Raw genomic sequence first — 21516 nt, forward strand, 5'->3', positions numbered from 1 at the left:
ATAAACCAAAAGATTTAGCTCGAACCCTAAAGTGCAGAAAAACCCGGAGATTTTGGCCTGCGGGCTTCCGTTAATACCGATCCTGCCCGGTGAAAAAGTATTAAAAGCAATCGAGGAAAAGTGCTTTGGTGTTCTCCATCGTCATCGTGACGGGATTGCCGCCGCAGCTCGGATCCTCCATCGCCATGGCCGTCAGCTCATCGATTCGGTCGGGCTTGATTCCCAAGGCCGTAAGATTCTCCGGCACGCTAAGTTCGGAACGCAGCGAAAGCACGTAATCGTAAAAACCGTCGAACCCGCCGGCAATCCCCAGATAAGCCGCGGCGCGGGCAATCTTTTCCTCGATCGCCGGGCGGTTGAAACGCAGCACCGGCGGCATGACGACGGCATTGGTCATGCCGTGATGGGTGTTGTAGACGGCGCCGATCGGGTGCGACAGCGAATGGATCGCGCCGAGCCCCTTCTGGAAGGCGACCGCGCCCATCGCGGCAGCCGACATCATATTGGTGCGCGCTTCGAGATCCTGTCCGTCCTTGAAGGCGCGCGGCAGGAATTCCTTGACGAGCCGCATGCCCTCGAGCGCGATGCCACCGGACATCGGGTGATAGAAGGGCGACGAATAAGCCTCCAGGCAGTGGGCAAAGGCGTCCATGCCGGTGCCGGCGGTGATCGCCTTCGGCATGCCCATCGTCAGTTCCGGATCGCAGATGACAACACCGGGCAACAGTTTCGGGTGGAAGATGATCTTCTTCACATGGGTGACCGAGTTGGTGAGAACCCCTGCCCGCCCGACTTCGGAACCGGTCCCGGCCGTGGTCGGCACCGCAACGATCGGTGCGATCTTCGATGCATCGGCACGCGTCCACCAGTCGCCGATATCCTCGAAATCCCAGACGGGCCGGGTCTGCCCGGCCATGAAGGCGATCAGCTTGCCGAGATCGAGACCGGAGCCCCCGCCGAAGGCAACGACGCCATCATGGCCGCCCTCCTTGTAGGCCTTGATGCCGGCCTCGAGGTTCTTCTCGTTCGGATTCGGATCGACATCGGAAAAGATCGCCCGGCCGAGGCCTGCCTCTTCGAGAACATCGAGGGCGTGGCCGGTGATCGCCATCAGCGCAAGTCCCCGATCAGTGACCAATAGCGGCTTGTTCAAGCCCAGCGTCTTGCAGGCGTCCGCCAGTTCCTTGATGCGGCCGCGGCCGAGCTTGATGGCAGTCGGATAACTCCAGTTCGCGACGATATTCATTTCGTGGCCTTCTTCAGGTGATAGGATTTCGGGCGGGTCAGATTGTGGAAGCCGAGTACGGAAAGCGAGCCGCCCCTGCCGGTTTCCTTTACACCTGTCCAGACGAGCGCCGGATCGAGATAATCGGCCCGGTTCATGAACACGGTACCGGTTTCGATCTCCTGTCCGAGCCGGCCGGCGCGTTCGGCATCCCTGGTCCAGAGCGATACGGTCAAACCGTACTGGCTGTCGTTCATCAGGCCGAGCGCCTCTCCGTCGTCCCTGACCTTCATGATGCCGACCGCCGGACCGAAGGTCTCCTCCCGCATGAACGGCATGGAATGATCGACATCGACGAGGACCTGGGGAGCGAGATAAGCGCCGCCGTCATCCGCCGGGAAAAGTTTCGGGTCGATCAGAGCCTTGGCGCCCTTCGAAACCGCATCGGCGATCTGCTCGCGCACCACCTTGGCGAAGCGCCTGTTCGCCATCGGCCCGAGCGTCGTTTCCTTGTCGAGCGGGTTGCCGAGCTTGTAGTTCGACACCCAGGCCACCGACTTCTCGACGAACTGGTCGTAGAGCGATTCGTGCACATAGATGCGCTCGATGCCGCAGCAGCACTGACCGGAATTATAGGTCGCGCCGTCCATCAGCACGTCGACCGCCGCATCGAGATCGGCGTCCTCCATGACGTAACCGGGATCCTTGCCGCCGAGTTCGAGGCCGAGGCCGGTGAAGGTACCGGCAGCGGCGCGCTCGATAGAGCGTCCGCCTTCGACGGAACCGGTAAAATTGATGAAGTTGAACAGGCCCTGCGATATCAGGGTCGCCGTGGTGCCGTGATCGAGGAAGAGGTTCTGGAAGACATCTTCCGGCACGCCGGCCTCGACGAAGGCGCGCACCAAGCGCTCACCGACGAGCAGCGTCTGGGAGGCATGTTTGATGACGACGGTATTGCCGGCCATCAACGCCGGGGCGACCGTGTTGATCGCCGTCATGTAAGGATAGTTCCACGGCGCGATCACAAAGACGACGCCATGCGGCTCGCGCTCGATACGCCGTTCGAAGCTGGCGCTGTCCTCGATTCGCAACGGGGCCAGCGCATCGGCGGCGATCGACGCGACATAATTCGAGCGTTCGTTGAAGCCCTTGAATTCGCCGCCGTACCGCACCGGGCGGCCCATCATCCAGGCAAGCTCCGGAACCACCTCGTCAGCCATCTCGTTCAGCCGCGATACGCCCTTCAATACGAGCTGGACTCGCTCTTCGAGCGGTCGCTTCGCCCAGGCCTTCTGCGCATGCCGAGCCCGGCCGATCGCTTCCGCCGCCGCTTCCGCCGACATGGCCTCGCGCTCGGCATAGACCGAGCCATCCACCGGCGAGATACATTGGATCATCGTCATTCAAACATCCTCCAGTAGTCAACAGGCAAGCGTGCGCACATGGCCCGCGGTTCCGTAGGCAAGAATCGCGCGGTCGCGCGTGATAATGGTCAGGTCGTGTTCGCGGGCGGTTGCGATCAGGATGCGGTCAACTGGGTCCTTATGCAGAGGTTCCGGCAGATAGGACGCGCCAACCAATATTGAGGCCGTAACAGCCTCCACCGCAACACCGCTATGCGCAACGAAATCCTCGAACCACACCAAAGGCCCCTTGGTCGAGGGTATACGCCCACGGGACACGAGCATGCCAACCTCCCATGCCGACATCACTGATACACAGAGCCCCCCATTCCCATCCAAAACCCCGTTAAGCGCATCTGATGCGGCATCGGAAAGCGGTTTTCGATTTGCCGACCAGATAATGGCGCACGTATCGAGAAGAAATTTCTCACTCATTGTAAAGTTTGTCGCTCCATTCGGCATCGATCGGCGCGGTCAAATCCAGATCGTCCGGGATCGTCATCGTACCTTCCATACATCCGAAAATCGGATGTATGTCGCCGGCTTTCCGATTGTCGGATGAAGAGACCGTTGCTTTTTGTCGTCTCTCTCCTTGATGGGCATATTGAGCCTGTTTTGTTTCCGCGAACCCGCCAGCCTTACCGCGACGGCGCGCCGCAACTTCTTCCAGCGGCACGCCGAAATATTCTGCGATTTGATCCTGCTCTTCGGCACTCATTTTCCGTTTCCCGTTCAACATCCTAGAAACCGCGCCGGGATCAAGTGCCATGAACCGCGCCATATCACGCAACGATGCTTTTCGCTCTTCTAACTTTGTATGAAACCAGACGCTATCAATATTGCTCATCGCGGCTTCCCGTTGCTGCAAACAAGCAGCTAGAATATATGATGAGAAATTCAACAACAAGATCGCACAACGTTGCGATTATCTCAAACCCTCTCGAATCCGCGCGCTACTTCCCAATCCGTCACACGGCGGTCGTATTCCTCCTGTTCCCACTGAGCTGCCCGCACATAGTGGTCGATGACATCGTCGCCGAAGGCGGTTCGAAGCAGTGCGGAACCGTGCAACAGATGGGTCGCGTCGCGAAGTGTCTTCGGGATTTCCCGGATATCCTTGCCGGCATAGGCGTCTCCGACAAAGGCGGGCTCGAGCTCCATCTTCTTTTCGATCCCGTCGATCCCGGCTGCCAGCAGCGCCGCCATGGCGAGATAGGGGTTGAGGTCGGAACCGCCGACGCGGCATTCGACCCGGATGCCGCGGGTAGCCTCGCCGCAAAGCCGGTAGCCGGCGGTGCGGTTGTCCTTCGACCAGACGGCCTTGGTGGGCGCGAAGGTGCCTGCCATGAAACGCTTGTAGGAATTGATGTAGGGGGCAAGGAAATAGGTGATCTCGCTTGCGTGGTTCAGCAGACCGGCCACGTAATGCTTCATGGTCGTAGACATGCCGTATTCACCCTCCTTGTCATGGAAGAGCGACGTCTTTCCGTCGGTGCTCCAAAGGGATTGGTGAATGTGGGAGGAACTACCGGCTGCGCTGTAGTTCCATTTTGCGAGAAAGGTGATGGCCTTTCCCTTCGACCACGCGATCTCCTTGGCTGCATTCTTGATCACCACATGCCGGTCCGCCATGGTCAGCGCATCGGCGTAGCGGACGTTGATCTCTTCCTGGCCCGGTGAAGCTTCGCCCTTGGAATTTTCCACCGGAATGCCGGCGCCCTGCAGACCGGTGCGGATCGCCCGCATCACCTCCTCCTCCTTGGTCGTCTGGAAGATGTGATAGTCTTCGTTGTAAGCGCTCGCGAGCTTCAGGTTGCGGTAGCCGTTTTCGCGCGCGCTGTCATAGGTCTGGTCGAACAGGAAGAATTCGAGTTCGGTCGCCATGAATGCCTTCATGCCCATGGCTTCCAGCCGAGCCACCTGCTTTTTTAGGATGGCCCGCGGCGAATGCGGCACCTCCTCGTGCGTATGATGATCGAGCACGTCGCAGAGGACCAATGCCGTGCCCTCGAGCCAGGGCAATTTCCTGAGCGTCGAGAGATCGGGTTTCATGGTATAGTCGCCGTAGCCCTTCTCCCAGCTGGACGCCTTGTAGCCCGGGACGGTCTCCATCTCGAGGTCGGTGGCGAGCAGATAATTGCAGCTATGGGTTTCTTCGTAAGCGCTCGCGACGAAATATTCCGCCTGGAACCGCTTGCCCATGAGGCGGCCCTGCATGTCGACCAGAGCGGCGATAACGGTGTCGATACGGCCTTCGGCGACATCGCGCTTCAGATCGTCGAAAGAATAACTGGCGGTCATGCCTTGCATCCGTTCCTATTGAAAATGGGAGGCGCGGCCTGCAGAGAGCAAGCCGCGCCGGCAAGTGGATCAATCAGGCGAGCGAGGCCGCTTGCTTATGTTCCATCGCGAATTCCTCCTCGGGGGAGAGAATCAGACGATGGCGGCCGACGAATGCGAAATAGGCAATCGCGATCGCAAACCAGATGACGACCCAGAGCACGCCCTTGGTGAAGTTCGGGTCCTGGATCTGATAGAGCAGCGTGACGACGGCAATGACGATCGTCAACGCGGCTCCGGGGATACCCAGCGGCGAGCGGAAGGGCCGCTCGATGTTCGGGAGCTTCTTGCGCAGGATGATGAAGGAAATCCCCTGCATGATGTAGGAGAACATCGCTCCGAACACCGCCATGTTGAGAAGCACGCTGCCGATGATGCTGCCGCCCTGCTCCGCGCCGAGCGAGAACCAGATCACGAGCATCACCGCAAGGCCGACGATCGCACCGGCGATCATCGCCACGTGAGGCGTCTTGTAGACCGGGTGCGTCACCGACAGGACCGTCGGGAAGTAGCCGGCACGGGACAGCGAATAGACCTGCCGCCCCTGCGCGTAGAGGATCGTGTGGAAGCTCGCGATGAGGCCCGTCAGTGCCACGAGGCCGAGGATCACCACGCCGCTATCGCCGTACACCGCCTTGAAACCGTCAAGCAACGGCTCAAGCGACGACCCGAGATGGAACGAGCCGACGCCCGGAACGGACGGGTTGAGCAGGACGATCATGAAGGCGGAGACCATCAATGTCACCATGCCGAGAATGATACCCTTCGGCATGTCCCGCTTGGGATCGACAGATTCTTCGGCTGCCAGCGGCAGCTGCTCGATCGCCAGGAAGAGCCAGACGGCGAAGGGGAGCGTGGCAAGCACGCCGGAGAAGCCGAAGGGGAACCATTCGCCATTGCCTTCAGGCAGTTCAACGGCCTTGCCATCCGGGCCCACGCCGATATTCAGCGCCCAGCGCGAGAAATCCATGCTCGGGATCGCGCTGATCCAGAAGAACACCAGAACAGCCAGCGAAAGAACGGTGATGACCAGTGTCACCTTGAACGAGAGCTCCAGCCCGAAGACATTGAGGGCGAGGAAGATCGCGTAGAAGATCATCCACACGAGCGGCGAATAGGCCGCATCGAGCCCCAGGATCGAGTTCACGTAGGCCGTGATGAACGTCACGATAACCGCTGGCGTCAGCACATATTCGACGTTTTCGCAAAGGCCGGTGATGAAGCCGCCCCAGGGCCCCATCGCCGTGCGGGCGAAGGAATAGGCCGCGCCCGTGTGCGGCAATGCGGGGCTCATCTCGGCAATCGAGAACGTGAGGCCGAGATACATCACCGCGATGATGATGCCGGCAACCAGCATGCCACCCCAGCCGCCGGTCGCAAAACCGAAGTTCCAGCCGGAAAAATGTCCGGAAATAACCGCCCCGACGCCGAGCGCCCAGAGCGACCATACGCCCGCATAGCGGGAGAGCCCGCGCTTTTCGAAATAAGAAGCGTCAGCTTTCTTGTAGCTGACGCCCGCAGATGAACTTTCCATGCCCTTTTCTCCTGATCAAGAACCGGGCGGCCAACCATCATGATCAGCCCCCACCCCAGTCGACATATCTTGGCGCCGCCCGTTTTTTTTCCGGTGTCGACGCCTGCAGCTTTCACTGCTCCCCAGGGTCTTATCTTGGGAATTCTGCGAGGCTTTCCCGCAGCAGTCCTGTCAAGAAATCGGCCGCGACCCCCTGGCCGGTTTCGTCTGCAATCAAATCGTTTCTCACCTCGATCATCACGTTGAGCAGCCCCGCGGGCAAAGCGTGAACTTCAAGCGTATGGGTGACACCGTCGGCCGGTCCGTAAGGCTCGTTGCGCTCGACCCGGTAGAGGTCGGTATCGGAAGCCGCCTCCAGCATTCGATCTGCAAGACGGCTGTCCGTATCGTGGAGGATGCCGATCTCGACCGAACGCGCCTTGCCGAAATAGACCGGCGTGAAACTGTGGATCGTGACGAGCACGCTCGCTTGTCCCCTTGCCCGCCTGGCGGCAATCTCCTCCCGGATGCGACCGTGAAACGGCATGTAAAGCGCCGTGGTGCGCCGGGATTTTTCGGCATCGGAAAGGTTCTCGTTACCCGGGATGCGAAAGACTTCCGAAACGTCGCGCATTGCCGCAGGCGAGTCCGGCGGGCGGTTGCAATCATAAACGAGGCGGGAGAAGCGCTGGCGGATGAGTGTGGCGTCGAGCCCCTTAGACATCAGCCGCGCAACAGCGAGCGCACCTGGATCCCACGCAATGTGGGACGTGAGCGCCTCCTCCGGCAGACCGAGATTGCCATAGCGCTCCGGCAGACGCCTTGAGGCATGCTCGCAGACCAACAGGACCTCGCCCCTGCCGCCGGAATTCTCCACGGCAACGGGTTTACCGTCCGCCTCCGTGAAAAATTCCGATTGGACCAGCATGAAAGGTTTCCCGCGAAATCTGACTGAAATTGACCCAAGAAGAGAATTCTTCACTTTTTGAGGATCGTCAACGTGAAACTGAAAAATTCTCTTCAGAGAGGCCGTTGACTTCTCTCCAGAAACAATCGTTAATCCTGTCACAAACCGGCGAAGACCGGAGGGAACAGCTTTCGTGCCACCAACAGCACGCACCGTATCGGATGTCATTCGTCGTCGTTACGACGGACTGACGCGTGCGGAAAAACAGTTGGCGGACAGCCTATTGGAGAACTATCCCGTGTCGGGGCTCGGCAGCATCACGACGATCGCGGAAAACGCCGGCGTCTCGACTCCGACCGTCGCGCGCATGGTGCAGAAACTCGGCTACAAAGGTTACCCGGAATTCCAGTCCCACCTGCACCAGGAACTGGAAGAGACGATCTCCAATCCGATCGCCAAGCACGATCGCTGGGCCTCCAATGTGCCCGGAACCCATATCCTGAACCGCTTTGCCGAGGCGATTACCGCGAACCTTCGCGATACCCTTTCGGATTTGGATACCCGGACTTTTGAGGGTGCTGCCGCACTCCTCCGGGACCGCGATCGAAACATCCATTTCGTCGGTGGCCGCATCACCGGTTCGCTGGCGGAATACTTCTTCACCCACATGCAGGTCATACGCCCGAAGACCACGCTCATCACCAACAATTCGAGCTCCTGGCCGCAGCACGTGCTCAACATGAACGCGGGCGACGTTCTGGTGATTTTCGATATCCGCCGTTACGAGCAGGAGATGGCGACGCTGGCAGAGGCCGCCAGGGCCAATGGCGTCGTCATCATCTTGTTTACCGATGTGTGGGCCTCGCCGGTCACCCAACAGGCGCAGCACGTGTTCAAGGTGCGTACCGAGGCTCCTTCCGCGTGGGATTCGTCCGTCGTCACGCTCTTTGTCGTCGAAGCTTTGATCGAGGCGGTCCAAAACGCCACCTGGGAGGAAACCCGCGAACGCATGAACTCTCTTGAGGGCCTTTTCGAACGGAGCCGCCTCTTCCGCCGGCCTGGCCGTCAGAACTTATCCTGAATGAAAATCATGAGGCTGGAAATTGCAGGCAGATCAGGGACTTCATGAGCAGATGCTGATGCTTTCGGACTGTCATAGACGATACATAAACTGACTCTACGAGTCGCGCCCGACACGACCTGAACCCTAGGAGGATAACGTGCTCAACAAGACCCAACGTCTTCTTTCGATGACGACCGCCCTCGTCATTGCTTCGGCCAGCCTAGCTGCCGCCGAGCCGAGCGCCGAACTGATTGCTGCCGCAAAGAAGGAAGGAACGCTGACCACGATCGCACTGCCCCATAACTGGTGCGGTTACGGCGACGTGATTGCCGCGTTCAAGACCAAGTATGGGATCGAGGTCAACGAATTGAACCCCGATGCCGGTTCCGGCGACGAAATCGAAGCCATCAAGGCAAACAAGGGCAACAAGGGCCCGCAGGCTCCGGACGTGATCGACGTCGGCCTTTCCTTTGGACCGTCGGCAAAGGCCGAAGGCCTGCTTATGCCCTACAAGGTTTCGACATGGGACAGCATCCCCGATAGCGCCAAGGATGCCGAAGGCTACTGGTATGGCGATTATTACGGCGTTCTCTCCTTCGTCGTGAACACGGACATCGTCAAGGACGTACCCAAGGACTGGGCCGATCTGAAGAAGTCGGAACTGGCAAATTCCGTCGCCCTTGCCGGCGATCCGCGCGCATCGAACCAGGCCGTCCAGGCCGTTTATGCGGCCGGTTTGGCCGCAGGTCAAAAAGACGCCACCAAGGTTGGCGAAGCCGGTCTCTCCTTCTTCGCTGACGTCAACAAGGCCGGCAACTTCGTGCCCGTCATCGGCAAGTCCGCCTCGCTTGCCCAAGGGTCGACCCCGATCGTGATTGCCTGGGACTACAATGGTCTTTCCTGGCGCGACAGCCTCAAGGGCAACCCGCCGGTTGAAGTCGTGGTCCCGGCTTCGGGCGTCGTGGCCGGCGTTTACGTGCAGGCGATTTCCGCTTTCGCTCCGCATCCGAACGCGGCAAAGCTCTGGATGGAGCACCTTTATTCGGACGAAGGTCAGCTCGGCTGGCTGAAGGGTTATTGCCACCCGATCCGCTTCAACGATCTTGCCAAGAACAACAAGATCCCGAAGGCGCTTCTCGACGCGCTGCCGCCGGCTGCAGCCTATGAAAAGGCGGTTTTCCCGACGCTCGATGAACAGGCCGCCGGCAAGACCGCCATCACCACCAAGTGGGACAGCGTCGTCGGCGCCAACGTCAAGTAACTTTGCGAGCAGTCTTCCCGCTTGTGGCGGGAAGACTTCCCTTCCTCCGAAAGAAACTCCGCATCATGAGCGCCGCTACTACGTCCTTCATCGACCGCCGCACTGTCGTCGATTGGCTCGGCATCGTTCCGTTCATGATCTTCGCGTTGATGTTCCTGATCATTCCGACGCTCTATCTGGTGACCGGAGCCTTCTTTACGCCCGACGGCCAGTTCACCTTCAAGAACATCGCCGACCTCTTCACGCCCTCCATCATCAGCGCCTACTGGATCAGCATCAAGGTCTCCGTCGCCTCCTCGCTCGGGGGCGCCCTGATCGGCTTCTTTCTGGCCTGGGCGATCGTGCTCGGCGGCGTCCCCTCCTGGGTGCGCTCCGGGCTTTTGACCTTTTCGGGAGTTGCGTCCAATTTCGCCGGGGTTCCGCTTGCCTTCGCCTTCCTCGCCACCCTCGGGCGGACCGGCCTCGTCACCGTCTTGTTGCGCGACTGGCTGGGCTTCAATCTCTATTCCACCGGCTTCAATATCCTGTCCTTCTTCGGGCTGACCATCACCTACATGTTCTTCCAGATTCCGCTGATGGTGCTGATCCTGACGCCGGCGCTCGACGGCATGAAGAAGGAGTGGCGCGAGGCCTCGGAAATCCTCGGGGCCTCCACCTGGCAGTATTGGCGCATGGTGGCGCTGCCGATCCTCTGGCCGAGCCTGATGGGTACGACGCTGCTTCTCTTTGCGAACGCCTTCGGAGCGATCGCCACCGCCTATGCCCTCACCGGCTCGTCGCTCAATATCGTGCCGATCCTGCTCTACGCGCAGATCCGCGGCGACGTGTTGCATAACGCCAATCTCGGTTATGCGCTGGCGCTCGGCATGATCGTCATCACCGGCATCTCCAATCTCCTTTACATCCTGCTGCGCATGCGCGCTGAACGGTGGCAGAAATGAAGACGCAGAAGATATTGGCCTGGATCGCCATCGCCATCGGCGTCATCTACTTCTTCGTTCCCCTGATCGGCACCTTCGAGTTCTCGCTGCGCATGCGGCGAGGCGAATATTCCGTCGACGCCTATCAGTCCGTCTTTTCGGATATGCAGTTTCGGGAGACCTTCGGTTTTTCGATGGTGATGGCACTGCTCACCATCATCTTCGGAATGCTGCTTGTCGTACCGACCGCCTATTGGGTGCGTCTGCGGCTGCCGCAAATCCGCCCGGTCATCGAATTCATCACGCTGCTGCCGCTCGTCATCCCGGCGATCGTCATCGTGTTCGGCTACCTGAGGCTCTACAATTCATCCTCATGGCTCCCCTTCACGGGCTCCACGTCCGGCACCAATGCGTTGCTGGTGTTGTCCTATATAACGCTCTCCCTGCCCTACATGTACCGCGCCGTGGACACGGCGATGCGTGCGATCGATGTCAGGACGCTGACGGAGGCTGCGGAGATATTGGGGGCAAAGTGGCCGACCATCATGCTTCGCTGCATCTTCCCCAACGTCATGTCGGGCGTCCTTTCGGGTGCCTTCATCACCTTTGCGATCGTCATGGGCGAATTCACGATGGCCGCCCTTCTCAATCGCCCGGCCTTTGGGCCCTACCTGCAGCTCGTCGGTGCCAACAAGGCCTATGAGCCTGCGGCCCTCGCCGTCATCGCTTTTGCGATCACCTGGTTTTCGATGGGCCTCCTTCAACTCGTTTCCCGTTTCAGCAAGATGGCACCCTCCCGGCCATAAGGAATTTCCTGCATGTCTTTCCTCGCCCTTGACAATATCAAGAAGAGTTTCGGTCAGACGCAGGTCGTCAAGGACTTCAATATGTCCATCGAGAAAGGCGAATTCGTTTCCTTTCTCGGACCTTCCGGCTGCGGAAAGACGACCGTTCTGCGCATGATCGCCGGGTTCGAAAGCCCGAGCGACGGTACGATTTCCATCAACGGCAAGAACCAGAACCGCCTCAAGACCAACCAGCGCAATATTGGCATGGTTTTCCAGGCCTATGCGCTTTTCCCGAACATGACCGTGTTCGACAACGTCGCCTTCGGTCTCAAGGTCGCCGGCAAGCCGAAAGAGGAAATCGAAACCCGCGTGAAGGAGATGCTTGCCCTGATCCGGCTCGACCATCTTGCCGACCGTTACCCCTATCAGATGTCGGGCGGTCAGCAGCAGCGCGTTGCGCTGGCCCGGGCGCTTGCCCCGAAACCGCAGGTTCTGCTTCTCGACGAACCCTTGTCCGCGCTTGACGCGAAGATCCGCGTCTCCCTGCGCGAGGAAATCCGCCAGATCCAGCGACAGCTCGGCATCACCACGGTATTCGTCACCCACGACCAGGAAGAAGCACTCTCGATCTCGGACCGCATCGTCGTGATGAACGCCGGCCGCGCCGAACAGATCGGCACGCCGTCGGAGATTTATAACCGACCGAACACCCGCTTCGTCGCCTCCTTCGTCGGTACGCTCAACATCATCGAGGCGACCGTCGTCGATCCGTCCGCCAATACCGTGAAAGTCGGCGACAATACCGTCAGACTGCGTGAACCGGTCGGCGCATTGAAAGTCGGCGACAAGATCTCGATCGCGCTCCGTCCGGAAGCCGGCTCGCTCTCCGAAAGCGCCAAGGGAGACACCGCGATCGTCGGCAACGTCATATCTTCGCATTTTCTCGGGTCGGTGATCCGCACGAAGATGGATGTCGGCGGCAACCAGATCTCCTTCGACATGTTCAATGCCCCGGATGCCGTACTGCCGCAACCGGGCGAAGTGCTGACCCTTCGCTTCTCGTCCGGAGATTTCCTGATCGTCAGGGACTGACCCGCAAGCGGCCGCTTGGCCAGGAAGGGGTAGTCCCCCTTCGGCGCCAGTATCAGCTTCAGGCGGCATCCTCGACAAGCGAGGACGGCACGTAGTTGAGGACCGGGCCGAGCCAGCGCTCGACCTCCTCAACCGACATGCCCTTGCGCTTGGCGTAATCCTCGACCTGATCACGCTCGACCTTGGCAACCCCGAAATAATACGAGGCCGGATGGCCGATATAGAGACCGGATACCGAAGAGCCGGGCCACATGGCGTAGCTGTCGGTGAGTTCCACACCGGTTGCGTTCTCGGCGTCCAGCAGCCGGAAAAGCGTCGCCTTTTCCGTGTGGTCGGGCTGCGCCGGATAGCCGGGTGCCGGGCGGATGCCGGCATAGGCTTCCGTGACCAACTCGTCCGACGAGAAATTCTCGTCCGGCGCATAGCCCCAGAACTCCTTGCGCACGCGCGCGTGCATGCATTCGGCGAAAGCCTCCGCAAACCGGTCCGCAAGCGCTTTCACGAGAATCGACGAATAGTCGTCGTTGGCTCGCTCGAAGCGCTCGGCAATCGCGATCTCCTCGATGCCGGCGGTAACAACGAAGCCGCCGACGTAATCCTGGACGCCGCTTGCCTGCGGCGCCACGAAGTCCGAAAGGGCCACATTCGGCCGGCCGTCCCGCTTCGAAAGCTGCTGGCGAAGGGTGAAGAAGGTTGCAAGCTGCTGGTCCCGGCTGTCGTCCGTGAAGAGACGGATGTCATCGCCGACCGTATTGGCCGGCCAGAAGCCGATCACCGCCCGCGGCCTGAACCACTTTTCGACAATGATCTTGTCGAGCATCGCTTGCGCATCGGCATAAAGCTGACGTGCCGCCTCGCCCTGTGCTTCGTCCTCCAGGATTGCAGGAAAACGTCCCTTCAGTTCCCAGGTCTGGAAGAACGGGGTCCAGTCGATATACTTCGCCAGCTCGGCAAGATCGTAGGTTTCGAACACCTTCGTGCCGGTGAACTGCGGCTTGACCGGCTTGTAGTCCACCCAGTCGACTTTTTCGGAATTGTCGCGGGCGCGGCCGATCGGCAGACGGGTCTTTTCCGCCTCCGAGCGGGCATGGGCGGCAGCCACTTTGCTATATTCCGCCTGAATGGTGCTGACGTAGTTCTGCTTCGCCTCCGGCGACAGCAGCGACGATACGACCCCAACCGCGCGACTTGCGTCGGTGACGTAGATCGCCTGGCCACGATCGTAGCGCGGATGAATCTTGACCGCGGTGTGGACACGGCTGGTCGTGGCGCCGCCGATCAGAAGCGGAATGTCAAAACCCTGGCGCTCCATCTCCGAGGCCACGTGCACCATCTCGTCCAGTGACGGCGTGATGAGGCCGGAAAGCCCGATGATGTCGACCTTCTCGGCAATCGCCGTTTCCAGGATCTTGGTAGTGGGCACCATGACGCCGAGATCGATGATCTCGTAGTTGTTGCAGGCGAGCACGACCCCGACGATGTTCTTGCCGATGTCGTGGACGTCGCCCTTGACGGTTGCCATCAGCACCTTGCCGGCGGACTTCCTTTGGTCCCCGCCGTTGAGCCGCTTCTCTTCCTCCATGTAAGGCAGCAGCACCGCCACCGCCTGTTTCATGACCCGCGCCGACTTCACCACCTGTGGCAGGAACATCTTGCCCGAGCCGAAAAGATCGCCAACCACATTCATGCCGGCCATCAGCGGCCCTTCGATGACATCGAGCGGCCGCTTGGCCTGCTGCCTCGCCTCTTCGGTATCCTGTTCGATGAAATCCGTATTGCCGATGACCAGCGCATGGGAAAGACGCTTCTCGACAGGCCATTCGCGCCATGCGAGATCCTGCGCTCTGGCCTCCTTGGTGCCGGTGCCGCGATAGCGCTCGGCGATATCGAGCATCCGCTCCGTCGCATCGTCGCGCCGGTTGAGTACGACGTCCTCGCAGGCTTCGCGGAGCTCCGGGTCGATGTTCTCGTAGATTGCCAGCTGGCCGGCATTGACGATGCCCATGTCCATGCCCGCCTGGATGGCGTGGTACAGGAACACCGCATGCATCGCCTCGCGCACCGGCTCATTGCCGCGGAAGGAGAAGGAGAGGTTCGAAACGCCCCCGGAGATATGCACGAGCGGCATCCGCTCGCGGATCGTCTGGGTAGCCTCGATAAAGGCGAGGCCGTAGCTGTTGTGCTCCTCCATCCCCGTGGCGATCGCGAAGATGTTGGGGTCGAAGATGATGTCTTCCGGGGGGAAGTCCGCCTCCTCGGTCAACAGCTTGTAGGCACGCTCGCTGATCGCGACTTTCCGCTCGTAGCTGTCGGCCTGCCCCTGCTCGTCGAATGCCATGACGACCACGGCGGCTCCGTAATTGCGAAGCAGGCGCGCCTGGGCCAGAAACTTCTCCTCGCCTTCCTTGAGCGAGATCGAGTTGACGACGGGCTTGCCCTGCACGCATTTGAGACCGGCTTCCATGATCTCGAATTTCGAAGAGTCGAGCATCACCGGAACGCGGGCGATATCCGGTTCGGCGGCGATGAGATTCAGGAACTCGACCATCGCCTTCTGGGAATCGATCAGCCCCTCGTCCATGTTGATGTCGATCACGGACGCGCCGTTTTCCACCTGATCCCGAGCGACCGCGAGGGCGGATGTCAAATCGCCGGCAGTGATCAGCTTGCGGAATTTTGCCGAGCCGGTGACGTTGGTGCGCTCGCCGACGTTGACGAACGGAACATCCTTCGTGAAGACGAAGGGTTCGAGGCCCGCGAGCGACATGAACGGTTTGTGCTCGGGTACCTCACGCGGCTTGTGCGGAGCAACCGCTTCGGCAATCGCGCGGATATGCTCCGGCGTCGATCCGCAGCAGCCGCCGACAACATTGACGATACCCTCTTCCGCAAAGCCCTGGATCTGCCGCGCCATATCGTCCGGCGTCTCGTCGTAGCGGCCGAACTCGTTCGGCAGGCCCGCATTCGGATAGGCGGAAATGAATGTATCGGCGACCGCGGAAAGTTCCTGCAGGTGCGGCCGCATCGCATCGGCGCCGAGCGCGCAGTTCAGCCCGATCGTGAAAGGCTTGGCGTGACGGACCGAATACCAGAAGGCCGACGGTGTCTGGCCGGACAGCGTCCGCCCCGACAGGTCGGTAATCGTGCCTGATATCATTACCGGCAGGTGAATGCCCTTTTCGGCAAACCGCTCCGCGCATGCGAAAATAGCCGCTTTGGCATTCAGCGTATCAAAGATCGTCTCGATCAGGATGATATCGGCGCCGCCATCGATGAGCCCGTCGATCTGTTCGCCATAGGCGCCCCGCAGATCATCGAATGTCACCGCGCGGTAACCGGGATTGTTGACATCAGGCGAGATCGACGCCGTGCGGTTGGTCGGCCCGATGGCGCCGGCGACGAAACGGCGACGACCGTCTTCCTTCTCTGCGCGAAACGCCGCGCGTCGCGCCAGACGGGCGCCGTCACGGTTCAGATCGTAGACCGCATTCTCCATCTGGTAATCGGCCTGGGCGATCCGCGTGGAGGAGAAGGTATTGGTCTCGATGATGTCGGCACCGGCCTTGGCATAGCGATAGTGAATCTCTTCGATCGCCTGAGGCTGGGAAAGAATCAGAAGGTCGTTATTGCCCTGCTGGTGACATGCGCATCCGACAAAACGCTCTCCGCGGAACTGTTGCTCGTCGAAGCCGAGACCCTGAATCTGGGTCCCCATGGCGCCGTCGATGACAAGGATACGCTCCCGCGCGGCAGCCTGAAGCGCGGCAAGAATTTCCGCGCCGTCGCGGCGGGCATCTTCCGGACCAAACAGATCATCCAACATAGCAGCACTCCCAAATCGCAGCAGGTGACTTAATGATATAAAGATGTCTTTATGTGAAGTCCAGCTTAGTTGACGCATTCTGTCCAAGTTTTGCCGATGACAGACTATTGCAGGGAAGTTATAGCCTCCAGTCAGAAACGGCGAACGCATCAGGGAGAAGAGCATGAGCGACGGCGGAGCGACGGCACAGAAATGGAACAACCTCCCGTACCATCGCCGCTGGCTGCTCGATCAGGCCGACGGCCTTTTTGATTTCTTCCAATACCGTGCAGTCAATCCGGCCGGCGGATTTTTCGACCTCGACGATACCGGCCTTCCCTTGGGGGGAGCCAATCCGACCCGCGGTATCCATGCATCCGCTCGTATGGTGCATTGCTTCTCGATCGGCTACCTGCTCGGCCGTCCGGGCTCGGGCGACATCATCGATCACGGCATGCGCTACCTTTGGGAACGCCACCGCGACAACGAGCATGGCGGCTATTTCTGGCAGGTCAACGATGACGGCGCCGTGGATTCCGCCAAACAGGGGTACGGACATGCTTTCGTCCTGCTCGCCGCGTCCTCCGCCAAGGTCGCCGGCCACCCGCTTGCCGACGATATGCTGGCGGATATCAGCGAAATTCTCGATACGAAATTCTGGGAAGCCCCTCACGGGGCGATTGCGGAAGAATTCAATAGCGATTGGTCGCCGATCGACGGCGGCGGCTATCGCGGGCAAAACTCCAACATGCATCTTACCGAGGCCTTGATGGCCGCTTATGAGGCGACTGGAGACAAGACCTACCTCGTCAAGGCCGAGAGTATCGCGGAACTTATCGTCCGCCGTCTGGCCGGCAGCGTAGGCTTCCGGGTCGCCGAACATTTCGATCGGCAATGGACCGTCGACAAGTCCTATTACCATCCGGACGAGATGTTCCGCCCGGCCGGCACCACGCCGGGGCACTGGCTGGAATGGGCGCGTCTCTTGCTCCAACTGTGGGTGCTGGGCGACAAAAGGCACGGCTGGATGCCGGATGCCGCAAAATCACTCTTCGTCCAGTCCATGTCACTGGGTTGGGACAGGGAGAAGGGCGGCTTCTTTTACACGCTCGACTGGGATGACAATCCGGCCAAGACCAACAAGCTCTGGTGGCCGATGTGCGAAGGTGCCGGCGCGGCACATTTCCTCAATGAACATCTCCCCGCGGACCGCTTCTACGAAGACAGCTATCGCCTGATCTGGGGCACGATCGCCAATCGCTTCCTCGACCATCAAAACGGCGGCTGGCATGAAGAATTGACGGAAGATCTCGTTCCGGCCCACACGCTCTTCCCGGGCAAGGGCGACATCTACCATGCATTGCAGGCGTGCCTCATCCCGCTTTTCCCGGCCACCGGCAGCTTGACGAAAGTGATCGCCGAAACCAAAGGGCGCATTTGACGCCATCCCGGGAGGTGACGGAACCATCCCGGTGCGGATCAGTTTTTCGAAAGTCACAAAACTGTAACATTCGGAAGACGATCAACGATGCTCAACAGCCTTGCCGAGGAATTTTCGCACGAGGCACCGGTTGCGATTGAAGTACTTCTGGTGAGGCTTTTGGGCGCCGCTCTTCTTTGCGGATTGATCGGCCTTGAGAGAGAATTCCGCCAGAACCCGGCCGGCTTGCGGACCAACATGTTGATCGGCCTTGCCGCTTCCGTCTTTACGATGGTCGGTTTGCAGGTCATCCACGAATTCGGCAACCGGCCGGACACGGTGCAGATCGATCCGATGCGCCTTATCGAAGCCGTCACTGCCGGAATAGCCTTCCTGGCAGCCGGTATCGTCATTCATACGCGCGGCGATGTGAAGGGGCTGACGACCGGCGCCAGCATGTGGCTCTCGGGTGCAATCGGTCTTTGCGCCGGCCTCGGCATGTGGCTTGTGGCATTCACGGCCACGATCGCCGGCGTCATCATTCTTTGGCTGCTGCGCAAAACAGAGGTCGCTGCCGGAATGAAGGAAGATTGAAGGTCGTAGCCTTACCCTTGCCCTTGCGCAACCATGCCGCGGATAAGGGCTGCCAGCGCTTCATAGTCGTAAGGCTTGGTGATAAGCGCCGTCTGGCTCAAGCCCTCCGCCTCGGGAACGTCGGAATCGCCGGTGGCAAAAACGACGGGAAGATCCGGCAACACCTCGCGTATTTTCAGCACGAGCTGCGGTCCGCTCATTTCGGGCAGATGAACATCTGTGACGGCAATATCGATCCGCACGTCGTCGACGGCAGCAAGCGCCTCCTTCGCTGATCCCGCCTCCACCACGATCAGGCCCGCGTCCTGAAGAAAGTCGGCGGCGGAGATCCGGATCAACGCCTCGTCCTCCACAAACAGCACCGTGATCCGCTGATCTTGGCGGACCGGTGCTTCGGCCGCCGGATGAGTTGCCGGTGTCGATGCCGATGGCACCCTTTCGCCGCCCTGCATGAAGGCGACATCACCGACGTCATCAGTCATGAGCGTCTCGGTGTGGCTTGAGCCGCGATCCTGCATTTCCCCGCCTGCAACCGGATAGGACGTCGCAGGTGGGCGCTCTACCCCACCCGTCGGCGGAATAGGCGACAGGGATCGCCGCTTCAGATCGTTGTTGAAAAGCTCCGTCAAACGGAACATGGGCCGCCCCCGACACTAACACGTACCGGGAGGTTATAGAGGTTCGGCGATCATTGACAATTGAAATCAAATGTCGGCCAAACAAAACCACGCATATTATTATAAAGATCTAAAAAATATCGGATTTCATAACGTTGTCGCTAGTTTTGGCGCAGTCGCCGCCCCCTGGAGGCGAGGAATGGGTCACTAGATCGTCATCCGCTGGTTGGTCGCCGGCCGAGCGATGAGACGGGCGATCGCCTCCGCCGGCATCGCCTTTCCGTAACGAAAGCCCTGCCCCGCCTCGCATCCCATGAGCCTCAGCGCGTTTTCCTGCTCCAGCGTTTCAATTCCCTCGGCGATCGTCCGCAGTCCAAGCTCGCTGCTGAGCATGATAAGGGCGCGCGTGATGGCCGCGTCCTTCGGCTTGGTCAACAGGTCGCGTACGAAGCTCCGATCGATCTTCAATGTCGTCAAAGGATAACGCTGCAACGACCCGAGCGAGGCATAACCGGTGCCGAAATCGTCGAAGGCAACGCCGACCCCTAGTTTGCGTAGAGCCTGGATCGTTTCCAGCGACTGATCGTCATCCTTGAGCGTAACGGTCTCGGTGATCTCGATTTCCAGAAACTGCGGGTCGAGACTGTAGCGGGCGATCAGGTTTTCCACGAAACGCGGCAAGTCACCCGCCCGCACCTGCGCGGGGAAGAGATTGACGCCCATCTTGACCGGCGGATAGCCAACCTGTCTCCAGGCCGCCATCTGGCGGGCGGCTTCATCAAGCACCCAAAAACCGATGTCGAGCGCGATCGAGCTTTGTTCCAGGGCCGGCAGAAAGGCCGCCGGAGCCAGCAGGCCGCGTTCGGGATGCCGCCAGCGGATCAGTGCTTCGACGCCGAACACCTCGCCGGTTTCAAGGATCACCTGCGGTTGATAGTGCAAAACGAGCTCCTGCCTGTTCAAGGCGCGAAGCAGTTCGTCCCTCAGCGTGCGGCGTACCAGCGTCTCGTTCCGCATCGAGGGCTCGAACATTCGCGAAACGCGCCCTCCGGCCTGTTTGGCGCGATACAACGCGAAATCAGCACCGGCGATCAGCTCCTCCGCGTCAGACCCGTGGGACGGAGCAAGCGAGAAACCCACGCTTGCGCCGACGCGCAATGTGTGGCCGCCAACCTCGAAAGGCGCTTCGAAGGCCTCAATCACGATGTTGGCATTTTCCTGTGCGACGCGAGGATCACCGGTACCTGGCACGAGTACGGCAAATTCGTCCCCGCCGAAACGGGAGACCGTGACGTTGCGGTCGAGAACGGCAGGCAGGCGGACGCCGATTGCCTGCAACAAAGAATCTCCGACGGCATGGCCCAGCCGGTCGTTGACGTCTTTGAAGCCGTCGAGGTCGAAGAGCAAAACCGCAAGCGGCCTGCCCTGCCCGAGTTCTTCGCGTAGCAGACCCTCGAAACGATGCCTGTTGCAGAGCCCCGTCAGGGTATCCTGGCTGGCCAGCCTGAGAAGCCGCACGTCGCGATCACGCCGCTCCGATATGTCCTTGATGATGGCACCGACACCGACGCCCTGCTCGTCGTGCCAGACCGTTAAGGCCAGTTCGATCGGAAATTCCTCGCCATCCTTTCGACGTGCCGAAACCTCGACCGTTTTGCCCCGCAGGTTGGAATCACCGCCCGAAATCACGCGGGCAAAACCGGCCTTGTGAGCTGTCCTGAACCGTTCCGGAACGATAAGTTCAAGCGGATTTCCGATCATTTCGTCGCGCTCATAGCCGAACATTTCGAGCGCGGCTTGGTTCACGAACTCGATACGGCCCTTCGGATCGGCGGTGATCAGCGAAAGATCGGTGGAATCTGCAAACTTCGCCGCCGTGGCCTGAGGTATTCCCTCGCGGCGAAGCTCGATATGCTCCATCACCATGGATGCCAGGCCCGCCAGCGCTTTCCTCTCGCGTTCCGAAAAGTTGGCCCGCGCTTTGGTGTCGGCGATGCAGAGGGCGCCGATCCGCCAACCGTCCGGCGTGGTCAAAGGCGCTCCGGCGTAAAAGCGGATGAATGGCTTGCCGCTTACGATCGGCAAATCCGAAAACCGCGGATCAACCTTTGCATCCGGCACGACCAGAACATCATCCGTCGCAATCGTATACTGGCAGAACGATTCCGACCGAAGGGTCTGCCCGAATTGGTAGCCGGCGCAGGACTTGAACCACTGCCGATCCTCTTCGATCAGCGTCACGAAAGCCATACGGGTGGAGAAAAGCTCCGACGCGAAACGGCAGATCCGATCAAAGCGATTTTCCGAGGCCGTGCCCGCGATCCGGTAGCGATCCAGAACATCGAGCCGTCTACGCTCGGCAATGTCCATGCTGTCGGCGTTAGACATCTCTACTCCGCAAATGGGCTGTGAAGCCGCAACATAGCCATTCATGAATTAGAAAAGCGATAACAACGCATCTAGAATGAGCGGTATTTCCGAAGATGACTCAGATTTTCTCTTTGTGGCCTTTTTCCACGTCCGCTGCTGAAAAGCCCAGCCCGCAATGTTCCATCGTGAATAGGTCCGTCT

General features: G+C 59.9%; 17 protein-coding genes. 7 read left to right on the forward strand and 10 right to left on the reverse strand.

What is annotated here, in order from left to right; genetic code table 11:
* Window positions 1-100: 100 nt before the first annotated feature.
* From C5L13_RS07325 to C5L13_RS07355, 7 genes are all read right to left on the reverse strand, one after another.
* Window positions 101-1246 carry an iron-containing alcohol dehydrogenase gene (locus tag C5L13_RS07325; protein ID WP_105382578.1) on the reverse strand — a complete coding sequence of 382 codons (1146 nt, stop codon included), beginning with the start codon at window positions 1244-1246 and terminating at the stop codon, window positions 101-103.
* The gene (locus tag C5L13_RS07330) at window positions 1243-2628 is read right to left on the reverse strand and encodes an aldehyde dehydrogenase family protein (RefSeq protein WP_105382579.1); all 1386 of its coding nucleotides are present in this window, start codon (window positions 2626-2628) and stop codon (window positions 1243-1245) included. The genes C5L13_RS07325 and C5L13_RS07330 overlap by 4 nt, the downstream gene beginning before the upstream one ends.
* 18 nt (window positions 2629-2646) lie before the next feature.
* Window positions 2647-3090, reverse strand: a complete 444-nt coding sequence (locus tag C5L13_RS07335; RefSeq protein ID WP_342588158.1) for a type II toxin-antitoxin system VapC family toxin — start codon at window positions 3088-3090, stop codon at window positions 2647-2649.
* A complete protein-coding gene (locus C5L13_RS07340) occupies window positions 3056-3475 on the reverse strand; it encodes a helix-turn-helix domain-containing protein (protein WP_105382581.1) in 420 nt (139 codons plus the stop codon). Before C5L13_RS07340 ends, C5L13_RS07335 begins: the two co-directional genes overlap by 35 nt.
* Before the next feature lie 83 nt (window positions 3476-3558).
* Window positions 3559-4929 carry a glutamine synthetase family protein gene (locus tag C5L13_RS07345; RefSeq protein ID WP_105382662.1) on the reverse strand — a complete coding sequence of 457 codons (1371 nt, stop codon included), beginning with the start codon at window positions 4927-4929 and terminating at the stop codon, window positions 3559-3561.
* Between the two features lie 73 nt (window positions 4930-5002).
* Window positions 5003-6502 carry an amino acid permease gene (locus C5L13_RS07350; protein ID WP_105382582.1) on the reverse strand — a complete coding sequence of 500 codons (1500 nt, stop codon included), beginning with the start codon at window positions 6500-6502 and terminating at the stop codon, window positions 5003-5005.
* Window positions 6503-6632: 130 nt separating this feature from the next.
* Window positions 6633-7409: an N-formylglutamate amidohydrolase gene (locus C5L13_RS07355; protein ID WP_105382583.1), complete on the reverse strand. Its 777-nt coding sequence runs from the start codon at window positions 7407-7409 to the stop codon at window positions 6633-6635.
* 172 nt (window positions 7410-7581) lie between these two features.
* On the opposite strand from C5L13_RS07355, the gene C5L13_RS07360 reads away from it, so the two are divergent.
* From C5L13_RS07360 to C5L13_RS07380, 5 genes are all read left to right on the forward strand, one after another.
* Window positions 7582-8469, forward strand: coding sequence for a MurR/RpiR family transcriptional regulator (locus C5L13_RS07360; RefSeq protein ID WP_105382584.1), 888 nt, complete (start codon window positions 7582-7584; stop codon window positions 8467-8469).
* Between the two features lie 139 nt (window positions 8470-8608).
* Window positions 8609-9712, forward strand: a complete 1104-nt coding sequence (locus C5L13_RS07365) for an ABC transporter substrate-binding protein (RefSeq protein ID WP_105382585.1) — start codon at window positions 8609-8611, stop codon at window positions 9710-9712.
* A gap of 65 nt (window positions 9713-9777) precedes the next feature.
* A complete protein-coding gene (locus C5L13_RS07370; RefSeq protein WP_105382586.1) occupies window positions 9778-10653 on the forward strand; it encodes an ABC transporter permease in 876 nt (291 codons plus the stop codon).
* Window positions 10650-11438 carry an ABC transporter permease gene (locus C5L13_RS07375; RefSeq protein ID WP_105382587.1) on the forward strand — a complete coding sequence of 263 codons (789 nt, stop codon included), beginning with the start codon at window positions 10650-10652 and terminating at the stop codon, window positions 11436-11438. The genes C5L13_RS07370 and C5L13_RS07375 overlap by 4 nt, the downstream gene beginning before the upstream one ends.
* 12 nt (window positions 11439-11450) lie before the next feature.
* Window positions 11451-12512 carry an ABC transporter ATP-binding protein gene (locus C5L13_RS07380; protein WP_105382588.1) on the forward strand — a complete coding sequence of 354 codons (1062 nt, stop codon included), beginning with the start codon at window positions 11451-11453 and terminating at the stop codon, window positions 12510-12512.
* Between the two features lie 58 nt (window positions 12513-12570).
* Here the strand turns inward: C5L13_RS07380 and metH are convergent, their stop codons facing one another.
* Complete coding sequence (metH, locus tag C5L13_RS07385) at window positions 12571-16335, reverse strand: methionine synthase (protein ID WP_105382589.1); 3765 nt, start codon at window positions 16333-16335, stop codon at window positions 12571-12573.
* A gap of 163 nt (window positions 16336-16498) precedes the next feature.
* On the opposite strand from metH, the gene C5L13_RS07390 reads away from it, so the two are divergent.
* Complete coding sequence (locus C5L13_RS07390) at window positions 16499-17755, forward strand: AGE family epimerase/isomerase (protein WP_105382590.1); 1257 nt, start codon at window positions 16499-16501, stop codon at window positions 17753-17755.
* An 87-nt stretch (window positions 17756-17842) separates the two neighbouring features.
* On the forward strand, window positions 17843-18328 hold the full coding sequence (locus C5L13_RS07395; RefSeq protein ID WP_105382591.1) for an MgtC/SapB family protein: 486 nt from the start codon (window positions 17843-17845) through the stop codon (window positions 18326-18328).
* A gap of 11 nt (window positions 18329-18339) precedes the next feature.
* On the opposite strand, the gene C5L13_RS07400 is transcribed toward C5L13_RS07395, so the two are convergent.
* Together C5L13_RS07400 and C5L13_RS07405 are read right to left on the reverse strand one after the other, a co-directional pair.
* Entirely contained in the window at window positions 18340-18966 is a 627-nt protein-coding gene (locus C5L13_RS07400) for a response regulator (RefSeq protein ID WP_105382592.1), read from the reverse strand.
* Between the two features lie 186 nt (window positions 18967-19152).
* A complete protein-coding gene (locus C5L13_RS07405) occupies window positions 19153-21333 on the reverse strand; it encodes a sensor domain-containing phosphodiesterase (RefSeq protein WP_105382593.1) in 2181 nt (726 codons plus the stop codon).
* Window positions 21334-21516 lie beyond the last annotated feature (183 nt).

This window comes from Neorhizobium alkalisoli (assembly GCF_002968635.1).
In the GTDB taxonomy this organism is placed as follows: domain Bacteria; phylum Pseudomonadota; class Alphaproteobacteria; order Rhizobiales; family Rhizobiaceae; genus Neorhizobium; species Neorhizobium alkalisoli.